The organism is Thermococcus sp. 21S9 (assembly GCF_012027635.1).
GTDB lineage: Archaea > Methanobacteriota_B > Thermococci > Thermococcales > Thermococcaceae > Thermococcus.
Genome location: NZ_SNUS01000001.1, coordinates 1,346,408 through 1,363,296, shown reverse-complemented (window position 1 = coordinate 1,363,296; position 16,889 = coordinate 1,346,408). Strand labels below are relative to the sequence as shown.

Sequence of the window (16,889 nt, the reverse complement as noted above, 5' to 3'; positions counted from 1 at the left end):
TGCTAAGGTGTTAGCATACGCGATTCCCTGAAAGGCTGGGTGAAATCACTTACCACGAAAAATGGCCGGGTTTAAGCAGGGCTTGCGGAAATTCGGGCTATACGAACCTTACGTTCGCAACCTCGAAGGAAATTCGAAACATTTTGTCGTAAAGAGGTAACAAGACGTTCCAGTTTTTGGCGCATGGAAATCGATTTCCTGGTGATTATCTAAGGAAGTTTTTGCGTTTTCTCCATTATGATGGTCTTTATCTCAAATCAGAGCGTTCTGAGCGTGATGTATCGGAAAAGTTAAAATTCCTCGACTTCAAACTCCAATGGTGGTCCGATGTATATCATTGTGGTCTACGACGTTAACGTCAAGCGCGTCAACCACGTGAAGAAGTTTCTCCGCCAGCACCTTCACTGGGTTCAGAACAGCGTCTTTGAAGGCGAGGTCACGAGGGCGGAATACGAGCGCATTAAGGCCGGTCTGGGGGAAATAATAGACGAAAGCGAGGATTCGGTGGTAATCTACCGCCTCCGCTCCCGGCCACTGCGCGACGTCCTTGGCACGGAGAAGAATCCGATGGAGGATATTATTTAAAACCAAGCCACCAGCGGTTCGTACTCCTTCACCCCAACGAGGTGCTTGATGAGCTTGTAAGCCTCAAGACGAATTAATCGTTTCTTAGTGACGTTTCTCTTCAGCTCGGGGTGTTTAACGCTCTTCGTGAGCTCCTTCTCGTACTCGGAAAGGACCTTCTTCATTCCCTCCTTCGTAAGGAGGACGCCGTTGAGCTCCTCCCGAAAGTGCTCCTTTGAGAGGGTTCTCTTGGTTACGAGCCTCGTCGCGAGTCTGTCCGCTACAATCGGCTTGAAAATCTCGCTCAGGTCGAGGGCCAGAGAAAATCGCCTCTCCCCGGGCTCGTGGAGGTAGCTGACGGTTGGAACCAGCTGGGTGTTGTAGAGCTCGCTCACGATGGTAGCGTAGAGCCTTGAGTTGAGAAAGCTTATCAGGGCGTTCATCTCGTTCCCCGGCGGTCTGCGCGTGCGCTTAACTATTTTGAAGCCTTCTGGAAGGTGACCGTCCCATCTCGAATAGTAGGCCTCGCGAATCCTTGCCTCGACGTTCATTACTTCCGTTATTTTCTCCGCTCCCTCAAGCTCTTCGAACAGCTCTTTCAGCATCTCGGAAAACCCGTCGGCGACCTTCCAGCGCTTCAGGTTCTTTTTCATGTTCAGAGCCGAGCCCGTCACGAAGAGCTTCGCGAGCTTTAGGCGCTTTTCCCTGTCAAGGTAGTGCTCTGCCTGCCTGATGACCAACTCTCCCGAGTTAAGGCTCTCCCTCGGGTAAAAACTGCCGTCGTAGTGGCCGTAGTGGTTGAAGAAGTGGACTGCTATGCCCTTCTGGGCCAGGTAGTGGAGGGCCTGGGAGGTTATCGTCACGTGGCCGTAAATATAGAGGTCGTAGATGCCCTCTACCGCGAGAGGCTTTCTACCGCGTTCGTTCTCGAAGTATAGTGTGTTCTCCCGTCTGAAAAGCGTTCCGTCCGAGAGCAGGGTCAGGGAGCGCTTTCTCATACGACCACCTCAAACCCAGCAAAGTTCGTAGTAGGCGCATTTGAGGCACTTCTTCGATTTGACCGGATTTGGGGGTTTTGGAAGGGATTTAATCCTCTCGACCTCTTTTATCGCCTTCTCGATTTCACCCTCCCTGCCGTCGAGAGTTACCTCTTTCGTCTCGTTGAGCTTTGGGTAATGCAGGATTGCCTTCGCCTTTATCCCGAGCTTTTTGAGGTAATAGAGGTAGTAGAGCGCCTGCATCTCGTGGGCCTTCTCCATGCTTTTGCCGAGCTTGACCTCGTGGACCTCTATGACATCGCCCCGCCGAATGAAGTCAATCTTTATGCTCCCGACGAGGACTTCCTTCTCCTCGTTGGCGTAGCGTTGTTCGTGAAGAAACCGGCCCAAATCGACCCAATCGCTCTCCTGCTCCATCGTGATACCCTTTGCGAAGTACCAGAGCTTGGTCGGGCATATGAAGAGGTAGTTGATTTCCGTGCCGGTGATGAGGAGGTCGGTTAGGGGGTATTCCTCGGAGCTCACATTATGTCCCCTCCTTCCCTCGGTTCCCGCTGGAGGCCCAGTTTCGGGCTGTACTCGAGCTCCGCAACCGGTACGTACTTCCCCGGCCCCCTGTCTGAGAGCCTGTGGAATGCGTCACTTTCACTCAGGTACAGCCACATTGGAACCGGCACGAGGTAGCGGTGAACCTCGATTGACCGCCCGTGGTTAATCAGCTCCAAAACCCTGTCTTGGTAAATCCCAGGAACCGCTTCGAGGCCGTGGAACATCTCGTAGAATCTCCTCTCGCTCTCCCCGCCCTTCAGAGGCCTTAAGCTCCTGAACAGTTCGAGGGCCTGTTCTCTGTATATCAGCACTTCCTCTGTAAGCTTCTTCGCCAGCGGTTCGTATGCACGGGTAACGAGTTCTGGAACCAAGGATTCGAGGAGGGGTTTTCCGTTGAGCTCCTCAAGGAGTTTAAGACTCTCCTTCACGACTTCCATTGGGTATATCTTTTTGTCTCCGTCTCCACCTTTTGTCAGGATATGGACGTCCCGCGGTTCTCCAAATCCCCTCCTGTTCACCCTGCCGAAGCGCTGAATGAGCGCATCGAGGGGAGCAGGCTCGGTGATTATCGTCGAGAAGCTTATGTCGAGCGAGACTTCAACCACCTGCGTGGCAACGACGACGTCGTAGTCGCTCAGATTTGCAAGGAGTTTTCTCTCCTTTTCCTCCCTGTCCCCGTATGTGAACCTGCTGTGGAGGAGCATGGCGTTGTGGTTCTCGCTCAGGCGGGAATAAACCTCTATAGCCCTCGATACGGTGTTGCAGGCAACCAGAACTGGGCCATCTGACTGAACCTCCGCGAGCAGTTCCTCAACCTCGTCCATCGAGCCGTCTATGACGTTAACACGGTGCCTTGTGAAGCGGTCGGCCTCTTCCGGAGGAGCAGTTAGCAGTTTTGGGTTGAGGACCTCACTAAGAAGTTCCTCGAGAAACTCTGGCAGGGTTGCGCTCATCACGAGGGTCCGGGTCTTTCTTTCCTTCAGCAGTTCGAGCATCGCCAGGATTATCCCGAGGACGTTCGGCTCGTAGGCGTGAATCTCGTCGAAGATTAGGAGCGAACCGGTTAGCTCCGTTAGTCCCATCTCGGGGAAGCCAACGCCGAAGAAGGGTTTCATGAGCTGGAAAGGAGTGGTAACCTTGAGGGGCGTGTAAATCTTTCGGTAGAGCGAAGAAAGGCGCCTGTATTCAAGCTCTGAGGAGTAGAGGTAGAACCCTGACGAACTGTGCAGGATGCCCACGAGCTCAGGCTCGCGAAAGAGGCCCAAAAGACGCGAGTGCATGGCGTTTATGCTGGCCTTGTAGGGGAGGACGTAGAAGATTCTGCTCGCTACCCCCTTCTTGGTTCGGAAGGCGTTCCTGTCGGCCCAAAGGAGGGAGGCTTCGGTTTTACCGTAGCCCGTCGGAGCGCGAAGGATTAGATTTCCTTCGGTTTCACCCGCCTGCCTCTGGAGGGGCCTCCAGCGCTCGGGCGGAACTCGAGACTCAACGGCGGTTCTTATGTCAGACAGCAGGCGAACGGCAAGCTCACCGGCCGAGGCGAGGTGGTCGGAAGCGTTAAGGATTCCGCGGAGGAAGACGAGCTCGTTCCAGTACTTTTGAGAGTTCCGCTCATACCAAGTTAGCAGGGCGTCGAAATCGTAGTCTCTGATTCGCTTGGCCCAGTCTTCTGGAGGGTTGAAAACACCCTTTTGCTTTCCGAAAAAGTACAGCTCCCAGTAGGGAACCCGCTCGAAGAAAATCTCCTCAATGTAGTCCATGTTCTGGAGGAGTTCCTCGACTTTCTCCCCGAACTCCCCGGGGTGTTCCCTGCTTGGCAGTAATTCCTCAAGCTCGTCGAGGGTCCTGTGGTGGGTGAGGATTGCGAGGGCGATGAGGTTTCTTTCGTCATCTGGGAGGTCGAGGAAGGCCGTGAACGGTGCCGAGAGTATCTCGTGACGGTAGCCCCACTTTCTCGGGTCCCTCTGGAACCCGCTCGCACACTTGCCGAGGTCGTGGAGAAGAACGGAGTAAAAGGAAAGCTCCCAGACGCGAGGGAAGAAGCCCTCAAACCACTTGAACGCCCCTTTCATGCTCCTCAACACGTTTATTGCGTCGTTGGTGTGGCACTCGAGGAAATCGTGCGGAAGGAATTTGGCGTAGCAGACCTTCATTCGCGCCACCTGTGGAGGTAAACGCCGACCCCAAGTTCCTCGTCGTAGGGGAGCTTCAGCCTCGGCGCTTTGCCCTTTGGAAACGGCAGGACGACGAAGGGCCTGACGAGCCTTGCCTTCCTCGGCGTTACCGAATAGTCGTACTCGACGACGAGGGCGTGAACGACGCCGGGAACTCCGAGACTCACTGGAAGAACGGTCCCGCCGACGGGTGCTTCCCTTTCCTCTAGGCGAACCTCTTTTATCTCTTCAACAGTTGCCACGTCGCTCGAACGGCCGAGGAGGAGCTGATACCTTGGCCTTCTGAAGTGCTCCGCCCACTCGTCAGGGAGGTAGAGGTAAAGCTCGGCGTTGTAGAGGAATTCGCGCCTCATTATGTCCGTCTCGACCTTTCCGAGGGCGTAGATTTTCTCGAGGTCGAGGCCTTTGCCCTCGCTCCTGAAGACGTAGCCGACGTAAGGAAGCTCGGTCAAATAGACCGGCTCACCTTTAGCAGCTGAGAGGATTCCCTGAATCGTTGAGGGCGAAGGAACCGGTAGCGTCGGCTGATGGCCCGATTGGAAGGTGGGATAGCGGAAGGAAGCGGTCCACGCCCTCAGTTTGACCCGTATCATGGGCTCACCCGTAGTAGGCCTCGATTTCCTTAGCGAACTCCTCTATCGCCTCTCCGACGGTGCCCGTGAAGACCTCAACGCCGGCTTTTTCCAGTGTCTTGGCAATTTCATTGACGTCCCAGCCGAGGGAGCGGGTGAAACCTTCGTCGTAGCCGATGTAGAGCTTCGCGTTATCGGGGATTACCTCCTTGAGGTCTTTGAGCCTCTTCGCGAGTGCCTCGGCGTCGAAGCGGATTTCACCCCTCTCCTCGAAGACGAGGTCGCTTATGAAGGGGTTTATTCCGGCATCGACGTTGAGGAGCAGGACGAACTTCGGGGTCACGTCGGTGTGGTACTGGCTCTGCTTGGCCCCGCCAGTAAGGAGGCGAAGAGCCTTGATGACATCGGTGGCGCGCTTCTTCCTGATTTTCGGAGGCATAATCCACTCCTTGTCCCTCTTCTCGACGCCGAGTTCTTCGGCTATGCGCTCCATCTCCCTGATTTCATTGACAACGTCCTCGGTGCCCTTCTTTGGGTTGCCCTTCTTGTCCTTTGGAACGTCGTCCCAAGTGAGGAGGTTCTTGAAGCCGGCCTTGCTGATGATTGTGAATCTCCCAACGGAGTCGAGGTCAAGCGAGAAAGCCCCCTTGAAAACCGTCGAGTAGAACTCCTGGCTGTATGGAACCGGGTCTCCCTCGTGCCTTGAGGCGTAGCCCTCGTCAACCGTCACGGAGCTTCTATCTGGCAGTATTGAAATCAGGGGCGTGTTCTTGAGGGGTGAAACTCTAGTAACGGTAACGTTAACCCCGCCCCTCTTGAAGGCCCTCATGTAGCCGAAGACGTCGTCGTCCGGGTACTTGAGTGGGTTCGCCGCGGTGAAGACCTGCTTCTGCTCGCGGTAGAGCGGGGAAAGCTCCCAGTTGAAGTGCTCTTTGAGTGTAAAGCGCCACCAGTAGCGCCAGGCCTGTGGCGAGACATAGGGATAGCGCTTTCCCCCTCTTCTGAAGGTTTTAACCCTCGTCACGTTCCTGTCGGCGAGGCTCTCGTCGATTCCGAGCATGTTCAAAGCCGAGTGCGGTGCGTCAATCAACACCATTCCAGTTGCAAACCTCATTCTTCCACCCCCATACCAAAGATTCCAACCTCTTCGTTCTCCTCAACTTCTTCGGTCTCCTCGGAGGCCTTCATCAGGCGGTCGTGGAGCTTCTCATAGACCCTGAAGAGAAGCAGGTGCTTGACTGTTCTCCACGAGACGTTCAGGTCCTCGCCGTAAGATGTTAGAACCGTTGCGAACTCGTCGAAGGTCATAAGGGGCTTCTCTATCCCGAGCCTCTGGCGGAGCTTCTCGAGGTTCACGAAGAAGGCCTCGAACTGGTAGAGCCTTTCCGCCTTCTCCAGCTCCCTGACGCGCCTCGAAAGCTGGTTGTCCGGGAGCTTCTCCAGCGTTTCAACAATCCTGTCTCCAACATCTCTAATAAACTCCAGAGCCTCCTTATCCAAACCCAACACCTCCGAGCAGTAGAAAGACAAAAGCGACCACTTCGCGTTCGCACGGCGGTTTTTCACGTCGATGAAGTAGGGTAAGATGCTTTCCTCGGCCAAAAGCTTGGCGTAGACCTCGTTGGCGTAGCTCCTCTCGTATTTCTCGAACTCTTCCTCGCTCGGCCTCTTTCTCCACCCCATGGCCACAATCCTCTTCCAGCCTTTGGGGTCTGTACTGTTAGCACGGGCGATGAAGCGCAGGACGGGCGTTGGGACGTGGATTATCGTAACATCTGGGCTTTTGTTGTTGACAACGAAGTAGTAGAGCGTTATTGACGCGTTGGCCCAGAGGTCGTCGCGCTCCGTCTTCCTCGTCAGATCTCCCAGGAGATGGAACAGGAAGTTCTCAGGTCTCTTGAAGTCCCTCGCGTTCGAGGCCAGGAAGTTCTTCCTAACGTCGTTTAGCGCCTCCGCGTGGAGTTCGAGCATGAGTTCGTAGGGATAGGTGTGCATCACGAGGACCCTTCTTCCTACCTTGTAGGCCACCAGCGGAAGGAACTGCACGAGGAAGAGGCAGTGAGAGCAGACGTTGAGGCCGTCCTTGGCTGAAGGGAAGTAGTTGGGAACTCCTCCAGTGCCGACCAGCGGGAAGTCGGAGCGGTAGACGGGCTTTGGACGTGAGTGCCTCCTACCACAGATTTCACAGATTGGCGCGTTGGGGTCTTCGGGCTCCTCGAGGAGACCCCTAAGGTTTTGGGCTATGGCTTCGGGCGTTCTCTTCTTCGCCATGCTCGGGTTGGCCATGAGGATTCCGCTGTTGGGGAGCATCATCGCGTGAATGTAGCCGGAACTCCACTCCTTGCGCGCATATAACTCCGATGCAAATTTGATTGCCCTCTCGATGTCCTCCTCCATGAGTTCTTCCGGAGAGTTCTTCCCGTTTATGAGGAGCAGTGCAACTATTCCTGCATCCACAAAGGGGTGCCCAGTCCAAGTGAAGAGGGCTCTGGATTTTCCAGTGTTTTCATCATTACGTGGAGACTCCATTTGAGTGGGTTTGTTCAAAAACCGAGTGAGAGGTTTTTCTTTCCCGATTTCTTACACCTCCCTTCAAGTGCTTTTTCTTTGACATCTTTTCTCTATCAACTTTCACCATCCCGAAGCCAATCGAGTTCTTCTCCCCAAAACCAACAAGATAGCCAACGCGGAGGAGCTCTTCACTACCCCTTGCCCTGAAAACGAGGTGCCACGCGCGCTGATATATTCCCGGCTTCACCTGAAGGCGCTTAGGCTTGGCAAGGAGGACATCGAAATCAACATCGGTCTCCTCGGGAACCTTTCCGTAGAGGGCCACGTACTTGTCAATAAGGTTCTCCAGAATGTTCTCGTAGAATTCGGGCTCAGTTGGATTGAGGTCGTAGCGTTTGAGCCTGCCAAACTGGGGTTTTAGGGTAGTTACTGCAATTGGGGAGAGCGTTATCATTTTCCTACCGCTGAGTTTGTCTGGTTCAGAAATTGCTTTTACCTCCTCGACCGTAAATCGCTCCCCCCACAACTCGACCTCAGGGGCCTGAAGAAGTCCACTTATAAACGCCTCTGCAATCTCCGGAATCGCAGTGGAGAAGTAAAAGTATCCGCGTTTGTATCCATGAAAATAGGGTTTACCCGTGGGGAAATTCCTTTTCTCTGACATGAAAAGGGAGAACGTGAAAAATTTGGGAACCTTGGGGTTGTGAAGTTTAATGCTGAGGTCCGGGTCAATGCGCTGAATCCTTCTGTAAACCAACCCCTGGAGGTAGTGAAGGTGATTAAATGGTACTTTAAATGGCTCACTTTGAGGTGTTAGCCTTATTACAAACCTCAACGTACCACCCCGCATACGACGGGAGATAGGAATCAAAGAAAGGTCGAAAACCGCACTTATAAATCTTTCCATCAGCAGGAGTAGAAACTTGCAAAGAGAACTAAAAGTTGGAGCCGGGACCGGGATTTGAACCCGGGTGGAAGGGATCTGCAGTCCCTCGCCTCGCCTCTAGGCTATCCCGGCATTGACCCAGAGAAGTTAATGGCGCCGCGGCGGGGATTTGAACCCCGGTGGGCACCGCCCACCGGCTTAGCAGGCCGGCGCCCTACCAGGCTAGGCTACCGCGGCACGCCCGAGGTATATGAGCGGGAGAGGGTTTTTAAGTTTTTTGGCGGAGCAAAGCTTTTACATCCTCCCGGCCAGTTATCCATAATGGTCGAGCTCTTTAACTCCAAGCTCTGCGCGGTCTGCAAGGGTCGGAAACTCCTCTGCGGAAGGCCCACCTGCCCGATTCTCGAGCGCTTTAGGGTAGCCCGCACTGTGGAGCAGAAGCTCAACAAGAGGCACCTCTTCGGCTCCTCCCCGCCGAGCGTATTCGTCGGCGAGTACGGATACCCAAAGGTTAGAATAGGTCCTCTCGTTCCACCACTCGAAGGAAACACCAGCCACCTCGACAGTCCGTTGAAGTGGGAGAACAAGACTATTCGTGACATACTCTACTACCGCTCGCTTTTGGTCATGGGCGAGACGAAGGCCGATGTGAACGTAAGGAAGAGCGGAAGGATTCTGAGCGAAGTCCAGGAGCTGGCGATGTCAGTAAAACCAGTGGACAGCGAAATAATTCTCAAGAGGAAGCCTGTTCTCAAGGTTCTCCCAAGTGAATTCGCTCCGCCCATCGGACCCAAAGCGGAACTCCTCGACTTCGAGCTGACCGAGAACCCGAAAATCCCCAGGAGAACTGACTACGTGGTGAGCGACGAGCTGAAGGCCGAACAGGCGATAATGCGCCTCTACAACTGGGACTTCGACGAGTACTACATCATAAGGCTCCTCTCTGCGGGCCTCCTGGGAATTGAGAGGAAGCTCGTTCCGACGCGGTGGAGCATCACAGCGGTTCAAGATACTATAGGCAAGAACCTGAGGCGCGAGATTCTGCACTACCCGGAGATAAACGACTACGAGGTTTACTTCTACCGCTTCCTCGGCAACCGCTACGCCGTTCTGCTGATGCCGGAAAGCTACGCTTTTGAGTTGCTCGAGGTCTGGCTCAAGGGTTCGCTCTTCGGTAGCGAGAGGCCGAGCGTGATTCACGACTACGAGGACTTCCGCGGGAGGAAGGAGTACGTTAAAGAAACGGCTGGCGCTTATCACGCCGCCCACTTGAGCGTCCTCGAATCTCTCAGAGAGAGAAGAAAGCAGGCGAGGGTTGTTGTCTTCAGGGAAGTTACGCCCGAGTACTACGCCCCCGTCGGCGTCTGGCAGATTCGCCTCGGCGTGAAGAAGGCTTTAAGCAATCCAATCGGCCGTTTCGAGACACTTAACGAGGCCCTCGACGCGATACGTAGGAGGCTTGAGCATCCCTTCGAGGAGTACCTCAAAAGGAGTTACATCTTGGGAAGCCTTGCGAGGCAGAAGACGCTCGACGAATGGCTCGGAAAGAATTTATACAGGATTGACCAATGAAGCCCGGTGAATGATGACCACTCCATCCCACTGAGCGATGATGAGTGCACGTCAGGCTGACACCGGTGGTGGAGATGAGAAAAAAGCTCGCCCTGATAAGCCTCGACGGGAACGGCGTTTACAACCTCAAGCACATGCCCTTCCTGAGTGAGTTGGCAGAAACCGGGAGCTTCGCCGTTGTGGATTCCATCTTCCCGACGCTGACGGATTTAGTGCACACGAGCGTGATGACGGGGGTCTGGCCGAGGGACCACGGCGTCGTTGAGAACGGCTACTACGACAGGCTAACCGACAGAAAGGTGAACTTCTACGACTACGAGGTCGCCTTCAATCCCCATAAGGTCATCAAGGCACCGACAATCGTTGATATACTTCGCCAGAGAGGAGTTAGAACGGCGAGCGTTTCCGGCTACACGATGCCCCCCTTCAGCGGAACCGACGTGAGGATTTTTCCGCCCTTCTTCGCGAGCGACAAGATGTACAGACAGCACGGGCGTGACTGGAGGAAAGACGTGTGGGTTCTAAACTCGGCTCTCTACCTCTACGAGGAGTGCAAACCGGATTTGCTCCTCGTCCACTTCGCCTCGATAGACGGAATGAGCCATGACCACGGCCCGTTGAGTGAGGGTGCGCTCAAGGCCGTGCACACCGTTGACACGGCAGTTAGAACCCTCTGGGAGCGTCTCAAGGACGAGTACGCCTTCATAATTTTCGCCGACCACGGGCAGGAGGAGGTTCACACGTGGGTGAACCTAAAAACCTATCTCAGAAAGCATGGGATAGAGACACTCCGCGTTTCCTCCGGCGGGGGCGTTCACGTTTATCTGAGAAACCCAAATGAGGCCGAGGAAGCCTTTGAGGTCCTGAGGAAGGCGCCGGGGGTTAAGGCAGTCTTCTTCCGCGAGGACTTAGAGCACCTCAACAGCCCGAACAGCGGGGAACTGATTGTCTCAGCGAAGCCCGGCTACTGGTTCTGCTCACACAGGATGTGCAAGGGGATAAAGGGGGTAAGCCACTGGGTCAAGGGCATGCACGGCTCGATGAACGAACCGGTGATGAAGGTCCCGCTGATACTGTGGGGATTCGAAAAGGTGGAGCTTGACGAGCCGAGCCTCATGGACATAGCGCCGACGGTTCTGAAGTTCTTCGGAGTTGAGAAGCCGGGGAACATGGTGGGGGAGAGTTTGATTTAGGAAAGCATGGCACGCCTTTAAGAAGTCGAACCTGAATAGCTCCACTCCACACAAAACTCACAACAACGAGACAAGAAAAGCGGAAGGGTAAAAGAAGCCTCCAGCCCTCAGCGGGAGGACTGGGCAATCCTCTCGATTTCTTCCTTCTTGCTGTAGGCGAAGCTCTTCGGGTCCTTGTTGGCCGCGGCAATGATTTCCTCGGCCAGGGCCTGGGCGAAGGTGGTCTTGTTGCGGTAGCACTTTATGCTCGCACCGAGGGCGATGTTCTTCAAAGCTATGTCGAGCCTCCTGAGCGGGGAAACGTCAACGGCCATGTGGTAGCGGATTCCACCGAAGGCGATAGTAGTAGTGTCCTCCCTCGGGGCAGAGTTCTCGATGGCCCTTATGAGAACCTGAATCGGGTTCTGCTTGGTTCTCCTCTCGATAATCATGAAGGCCTCCTTGACGACCTCGTAGGCCTTCATCTTCTTGCTCATTATCGAGCGGTGTTCCCTTCTCATAAAGTGACCGCCGGCCTTGAAGTGGCTAGCACCGCTCCTCATGACCTTGTTGATGAGCCTCTCAACGATGTGAACCTGGGCCTTGCCAAAGGGCTTCTTGGCGTGCCTGCCGTGGCTGTGCGGGAGGATTCTCGCGTCGAGGTTTATGTAGGGCCTGAGCGAGGGGTCGTTGACGGTGACGTCCTCAACGCTCCACCTTCCGAAGACCTTGAGCTCCTTCGGAATGAAAAAGCGCTCGGTGAGTGGCTTGGCCATTCTCCTTCACCTCCTCGGCTTCTCCTTCCTTCCCTTGACGAGCTCCTTCAGTGAGACCCTGTTGACCTTGACGACCTTGTAGCGGATTCCAGGGATATCACCCATCGAACCGCCCTTAGGACCGCCGATTCCCTCGATGATGACCTCGTCGTGCTCGTCGATGTGGTTTATGGCACCGTCACCGGGAGTGAAGGCGGTGACGACCTTACCGTTCTTGATGAGCTGAACACGAACTGCCTTACGCATTCCCGAGTTCGGCTGCTTGGCCTCGACGGCTATTTTCTCAAGAACTATTCCCCTGGCCTGCGGAGCTCCTTCGAGCGGGTCGCTCTTCTCCTTGAGGCGGAGAACTCTCCTCTTGTAGCGGATGTCGCTCCAGCGGAACTTCTTCCTCTTGAGCTTGAGCTTTCTACCGGCAAATTCACCATACGGAGCCTTCTTTCCGGGCATGAACATCACCTCAAATTATAATCACGTCGTGAATGCCGTGGTGTCTCTCCATCAACTCTTTCACGAGGTTTATGTTCTGGCCGCCCCTTCCGATTGCCCTCGGCTTGTCGCGCGGGCCGATGTCGAGGAGGGCGACCTTTTTACCGTCCTTCTTCTCGGTGATATGAACCTTTTTAACCTTAACCCCGAGGCTCTTATAAATGTTCCTCAGGAACTCCTCCGGGTTCTCGGAGTGCTCTATGAGCTCGATGTCCTTGCCGAGCATGTTCTGGACACGCTTAACGTTCGAGCCCTTCTTTCCGAGGGCAAGACCCATCTCACCCTTCTTGATGACGTAGATGAGCCTGTTCCTGTTGGTGTCAATGAGGCAGTCGAGCACTGTTGCCCCGGTCATGCTCTCGAAGAGCGCTATGTACTTTATCTGGTCGGTGTTGAGCTTGAGCGGCATCACTCCTTACCCCCGGCAAGGGCGAGTATCTTGCTCTCGCCCGGGTCGATTATCGCGAGGGCCGAGACGGTGTGGGGCCTTCCGAGGAGGGTTCCGAGCTCGACGCTGGTCCCCTCGAACTCGTAAACCGGGATTCCGCTGAGCTTGGCGTAGTAGTAGATGTCCTCCTTGATGTCCGGCCTCGCGTTCTTCGCGACGATAATCATCTTTGCCCCGCCAACCTTGGCGTACTGGATGCTCTTCTTGGCTCCCATCACTATCTTACCCGTGTCCTGGGCTTTCCTAAGCTCAAAGGCGAAGTCAACCATTAACTACACCTCCCTACTCCCTTTTCGGTCTCAGGGGGAGATTCATTGCCAGCTTGACGATTCCCGTACCGACGGGCACGGGCTGGCCGATGAGGACGTTCTCAACGACACCGTTGAGCGGGTCTGTCTCTCCCCTCTCGGCGGCCTCGAACAGGTGCTGGGTCGTAATCTCGAAGGCCGCCCTTGCTAAGACGCTCGCCTTCTCCCCGACGACACCGTGCCTGCCTATAGGCAGGATGACGCCGTCGAGGGTCATCATGTCGGCGACAAGCATGATGTGCCTGACGTCAACCTCAAGACCCTGCTCGCGCATCGTGTTGACGATTTCCTCGATGATTGCGTTGCGAGCTGCCTCAATTCCGAGCACCTGTGCAATCTCGTGGATGTTGTTGGTCCTCGTCCTGGTCGGGTCAACGCCCGGAACCTTGAGGACCTGCTTGAAGTTCGAGCCCTCGGTGTATATCACGTACTCGTCGCCTTCCTTCCTTATGATGGTCTTTCCGACGCCCGAGAGACCCTTAAGGCGGTGCTTTTTAACCTTTTCGGCAAGCCTTCTCAGGTCTGAGAGCTTCTTTATCTTCTTGGGCCTCACAATGAGCGTGTATCCCTCAACTTCGAACTCGGCGCTCTTGAATGAGCTCTCAAGCTTTCTCTTGACGCGCTCCATGTCAAGACCGGCCTTCTCGAGCCTCTCAGGGTCAATCTCAACTATGAACTCGAAGTTGAGTATGTCTATGGTTTCTTCCCTCGCGAGGTTCTCAAGGCTCGTTCCCTCAATCTTTCTCGCAACTTCAAGGGCCTTCTCGCGGTCATAGCGGTGCTTCTCGTCGAGGTAGACTGTCATTATCGGCGTTGAAGGGTTCTTTCTGGCGTCGACAATCTCGATAATCCTCGGCAGACCGAGGGTGACGTTGATTTCGGCAACACCAGCGTAGTGGAAGGTGTTGAGGGTCATCTGGGTCGAGGGCTCACCTATGGACTGCGCCGCGACGGTTCCTATCGCCTCCCCTGGCTCAACGAGCGCCCTCTGGTATTCCTTAACGGTCTCCTCTATGATAGCCTCAACCTCGGCCTTCTTGAGGTCGTACTTCTCGTTGTACTTCAGGAGCTTCTGGTAGAGCTCGTCCTTAACGCTCTTCGGAAGGTCGGCCTTCTCGACGAGGTTCTTTATAGTTCTCTCGGAAACCATGAGCATCACCCCTTGGCACGGGTCTTCAACAGGGTCCTGATTATAACCCTGTCAACGTCAACGGTCTTGCCTCCCCAGCTCTTCATCGGGTCAACGCCGTCCTCTCCATAGCGGAACTGGACGATGATTCCGGTCGGGTCTCTTACCGTTCCGTCGTAGTCGACCTTGAGGTCCTGGAGGGCGTTGATTAATCTCCTCTGCATGTAACCGCTCTGCGCCGTCCTGACGGCCGTGTCAACCAGTCCCTCACGTCCACCCATTGCGTGGAAGAAGTACTCCTGTGGCGTGAGACCGCTCTTGTAGGAGTTGATGACGAATCCCTTGGCCCTGGCTCCCAGGTCGCCTGGCTTGAAGTGGGTGAGAACCCTTCCGCGGTAGCCACGGTAGAGACGCTTTCCACGGATTGATTGCTGACCGAGCATCGCCGCCATCTGGGTGATGTTGAGTATCTTACCCCTCGCTCCGGTCTTGGCCATTATGACCGCGTGGTTGCTCATACCGAGGTAGCGTTCGGCGACCTTACCGGCGTTGTCACGCGCCTCGGCAAGGACGGCCATTATCTTGCTCTCAAGGGTCTCCTCAAGGGTCTTGCCCGGGAGCGGTTCGAGCTCACCGCGCTTATAAGCCTCGATGAGCCTGTTAACCCTCTCCTCAGCCTCGCGAATGATTTCTCTAATCCTGTCCAGGGCCTCCTGCGGGAGGTCCTCGTCGTCTATGGCTGTGGTGAAGCCCTTGTGGGTGATGACCCATATCGTCAGCTTGGTAACCTGGTCGAGGAACTGCCTGGCCCTCTCGACGCCGTACTCCCTCACTATGAGGTCGAGGAGCTTTCCATCCTCCCTACCGTAGGCCTTCTTGTCTATCGCACCGCTGAGGAGCTTTCCGTTCTGAATGTAGACGAAGCCGTCGTAGGCCAGCTTTCTGACCTCCTCCGGGTCTGGAACGAGCTTCTCCTCTATGAGCTTCTCAAGGGCCTCACAGCGCTCGGGCTCGTCACAGAGCTTGTTGCGGTACCAGATGGTCAGGTCGTCTGGAAGGAGGAGCGAGAATATCGTCTTTCCGCTCCAGAGCTCAACGCCGTTCTCGACCTTGTCGGGTTCGGGGAGCTCCTCAACGTCCACACCTGCGAACATGAGCATGAGCTCGACCTCTGAGCGGGTGAAGTAGGCCCCCTCGCGCGTGAGCAGGTAGCCACCGGAGATGTGGTCCTGGATTCCAGCGATGAGCGGACCTCCGTACCTTGGCGAGATTATGTGGTTCTGGACCTCCATGAGTATCTTCGCCTCGGCCTGGGCCTCCTCAGTCTGGGGCACGTGGAGGTTCATCTCGTCACCGTCGAAATCGGCGTTGTAAGGAGGACAGACGGCAAGGTTGAGGCGGAAGGTTCTGTAGGGCATGACCCTGACGCGGTGGGCCATTATACTCATTCTGTGGAGCGAGGGCTGTCTGTTGAAGAGAACTATGTCGCCGTCCTCAAGGTGCCTCTCAACGGTCCAGCCGATGTCGAGCCTCTCGGCTATGAGCTCGAGGTTGTTCTCCATGAGGCGGATTCTCCTTCCCTCTGGGTCGATGACGTAGTTGGCTCCTGGATACTTCTCGGGACCGTTGAGAACCCTCTGCTTGAGCTTCTCGAAGTTGAACTCGGTTACCTTCTCCGGAACGGTGAGCTCCATGGCAACTGCCAAGGGAACGCCGACCTCGTTGATGCTTATCATCGGGTCGGGGCTGATAACCGTACGGGCCGAGAAGTTGACACGCTTACCGCTGAGGTTTCCACGGAAGCGTCCCTCTTTACCCTTCAAACGCTGGGCGAGGGTCTTGAGGGGCCTTCCGCTCTTGTGCTTGGCTGGGGGAATGCCCGAGGTCTCGTTGTTGATGTAGGTTGTCACGTGGTACTGGAGGAGGTCCCAGAGGTCTTCGATGATAAGCTGAGGAGCACCGGCCTCGATGTTGCTCTTGAGCCTGTTGTTGATACGGATAATATCGACCAGCTTGTGGGTGAGGTCGTCCTCGGCGCGAATGCCACTCTCGAGCGTAATGGACGGCCTCATGGTAACGGGCGGAACCGGAAGGACGGTGAGAACCATCCACTCGGGGCGGGCCTTCTCGGGGTGGAGTCCGAGGAGTGGCAGGTCCTTGTCGGGTATCTTCTCGAGCCTGTCGCGAACCTCGCTCGGCATCATCCTGTGCTTGTACTCGTTACCTTCTTCGTCCTTCCTGAGCTCCCAGTAGATGGTGGGTCTCTCGAACTTAATCGGGAACTGGGGCGCTCCACAGTGCGGGCAGACCATCCTCTCCTTGGCCTTCTTGTGAATCTCCTTGATGAGCCTGTCCTTGGCCTTCTTCCTGTCGCCGACGACCTCGAACTTCTTCATGTACTCCTCTATCTCCTCGTCGGTGAGCTTTATCCTGCCACACTCACGGCAGGTGCTCTCAAGGACGCGGTGGATTGTCTTGGCGAATCCGACGTGAATGACCGGCCTCGCGAGCTCGACGTGGCCGAAGTGGCCGGGACACTCGCCGGCCCTTGCCCCACAGGTCTCACATCTAAGACCCGGGTCGATGACACCGAGCCTCTTGTCCATCAGACCGCCTTCAATGGGGTAACCGTCATCGTCGTAGGTATCTGGAACGGTAATCTCGGCCGCGCTCATCTTTCTGATTTCCTGGGGTGAGAGTATTCCGAACTCGATACTCCCGATGACCTTTTTCATCGACTGCAT

General features: G+C 55.4%; 16 protein-coding genes and 2 tRNA genes. 3 read left to right on the top strand and 15 right to left on the bottom strand.

Annotated elements, in window-relative coordinates; all coding sequences use genetic code 11:
- Positions 1-327: 327 nt before the first annotated feature.
- Positions 328-585: a CRISPR-associated endonuclease Cas2 gene (cas2, locus tag E3E28_RS07690; protein WP_167914630.1), complete on the top strand. Its 258-nt coding sequence runs from the start codon at positions 328-330 to the stop codon at positions 583-585.
- Here the strand turns inward: cas2 and cas1b are convergent.
- The 9 genes from cas1b to E3E28_RS07645 form a co-directional block, all read right to left on the bottom strand.
- The gene (cas1b, locus tag E3E28_RS07685) at positions 582-1,562 is read right to left on the bottom strand and encodes a type I-B CRISPR-associated endonuclease Cas1b (protein WP_167914629.1); all 981 of its coding nucleotides are present in this window, start codon (positions 1,560-1,562) and stop codon (positions 582-584) included. The genes cas2 and cas1b overlap by 4 nt on opposite strands.
- A 9-nt stretch (positions 1,563-1,571) precedes the next feature.
- Positions 1,572-2,087 (bottom strand): CRISPR-associated protein Cas4, encoded by a 516-nt coding sequence (cas4, locus tag E3E28_RS07680; protein WP_167914628.1) that lies wholly within the window; start codon positions 2,085-2,087, stop codon positions 1,572-1,574.
- The gene (cas3, locus tag E3E28_RS07675; RefSeq protein WP_167914627.1) at positions 2,084-4,261 is read right to left on the bottom strand and encodes a CRISPR-associated helicase Cas3'; all 2,178 of its coding nucleotides are present in this window, start codon (positions 4,259-4,261) and stop codon (positions 2,084-2,086) included. The genes cas4 and cas3 overlap by 4 nt, the downstream gene beginning before the upstream one ends.
- Complete coding sequence (gene cas5b / locus E3E28_RS07670; protein WP_167914626.1) at positions 4,258-4,875, bottom strand: type I-B CRISPR-associated protein Cas5b; 618 nt, start codon at positions 4,873-4,875, stop codon at positions 4,258-4,260. Before cas5b ends, cas3 begins: the two co-directional genes overlap by 4 nt.
- Before the next feature lie 4 nt (positions 4,876-4,879).
- Positions 4,880-5,968, bottom strand: coding sequence for a type I-B CRISPR-associated protein Cas7/Cst2/DevR (gene cas7i, locus E3E28_RS07665; RefSeq protein ID WP_167914625.1), 1,089 nt, complete (start codon positions 5,966-5,968; stop codon positions 4,880-4,882).
- Entirely contained in the window at positions 5,965-7,311 is a 1,347-nt protein-coding gene (cas8a1, locus tag E3E28_RS07660; RefSeq protein ID WP_342764484.1) for a type I-B CRISPR-associated protein Cas8b1/Cst1, read from the bottom strand. The genes cas7i and cas8a1 overlap by 4 nt, the downstream gene beginning before the upstream one ends.
- A gap of 55 nt (positions 7,312-7,366) precedes the next feature.
- A complete protein-coding gene (gene cas6 / locus E3E28_RS07655; protein WP_167914623.1) occupies positions 7,367-8,200 on the bottom strand; it encodes a CRISPR-associated endoribonuclease Cas6 in 834 nt (277 codons plus the stop codon).
- Between the two features lie 108 nt (positions 8,201-8,308).
- Positions 8,309-8,383 (bottom strand) — tRNA-Cys (locus E3E28_RS07650).
- 19 nt (positions 8,384-8,402) lie between these two features.
- Positions 8,403-8,488, bottom strand: a tRNA-Ser gene (locus E3E28_RS07645).
- Positions 8,489-8,572: 84 nt separating this feature from the next.
- Between E3E28_RS07645 and E3E28_RS07640 the strand changes: the two genes are divergently transcribed.
- Both E3E28_RS07640 and E3E28_RS07635 read left to right on the top strand, forming a co-directional pair.
- A complete protein-coding gene (locus tag E3E28_RS07640) occupies positions 8,573-9,823 on the top strand; it encodes an Nre family DNA repair protein (protein WP_167914622.1) in 1,251 nt (416 codons plus the stop codon).
- Positions 9,824-9,897: 74 nt separating this feature from the next.
- Positions 9,898-11,016 (top strand): alkaline phosphatase family protein, encoded by a 1,119-nt coding sequence (locus E3E28_RS07635; RefSeq protein WP_167915320.1) that lies wholly within the window; start codon positions 9,898-9,900, stop codon positions 11,014-11,016.
- A gap of 107 nt (positions 11,017-11,123) precedes the next feature.
- Here E3E28_RS07635 and rpsG read toward each other — a convergent pair whose 3' ends face one another.
- The 6 genes from rpsG to E3E28_RS07605 are packed head-to-tail and all read right to left on the bottom strand — an operon-like array spanning position 11,124 to position 16,889.
- Positions 11,124-11,771 (bottom strand): 30S ribosomal protein S7, encoded by a 648-nt coding sequence (gene rpsG, locus E3E28_RS07630; protein WP_167914621.1) that lies wholly within the window; start codon positions 11,769-11,771, stop codon positions 11,124-11,126.
- Positions 11,772-11,777: 6 nt separating this feature from the next.
- Complete coding sequence (locus tag E3E28_RS07625; RefSeq protein WP_042688992.1) at positions 11,778-12,221, bottom strand: 30S ribosomal protein S12; 444 nt, start codon at positions 12,219-12,221, stop codon at positions 11,778-11,780.
- A 10-nt stretch (positions 12,222-12,231) separates the two neighbouring features.
- Complete coding sequence (locus E3E28_RS07620) at positions 12,232-12,669, bottom strand: NusA-like transcription termination signal-binding factor (RefSeq protein WP_042688991.1); 438 nt, start codon at positions 12,667-12,669, stop codon at positions 12,232-12,234.
- On the bottom strand, positions 12,669-12,977 hold the full coding sequence (locus E3E28_RS07615; RefSeq protein ID WP_099210129.1) for a 50S ribosomal protein L30e: 309 nt from the start codon (positions 12,975-12,977) through the stop codon (positions 12,669-12,671). Before E3E28_RS07615 ends, E3E28_RS07620 begins: the two co-directional genes overlap by 1 nt.
- A gap of 13 nt (positions 12,978-12,990) precedes the next feature.
- Entirely contained in the window at positions 12,991-14,166 is a 1,176-nt protein-coding gene (gene rpoA2 / locus E3E28_RS07610) for a DNA-directed RNA polymerase subunit A'' (protein ID WP_167915319.1), read from the bottom strand.
- Between the two features lie 5 nt (positions 14,167-14,171).
- Positions 14,172-16,889: a DNA-directed RNA polymerase subunit A' gene (locus E3E28_RS07605; RefSeq protein ID WP_167914620.1), complete on the bottom strand. Its 2,718-nt coding sequence runs from the start codon at positions 16,887-16,889 to the stop codon at positions 14,172-14,174.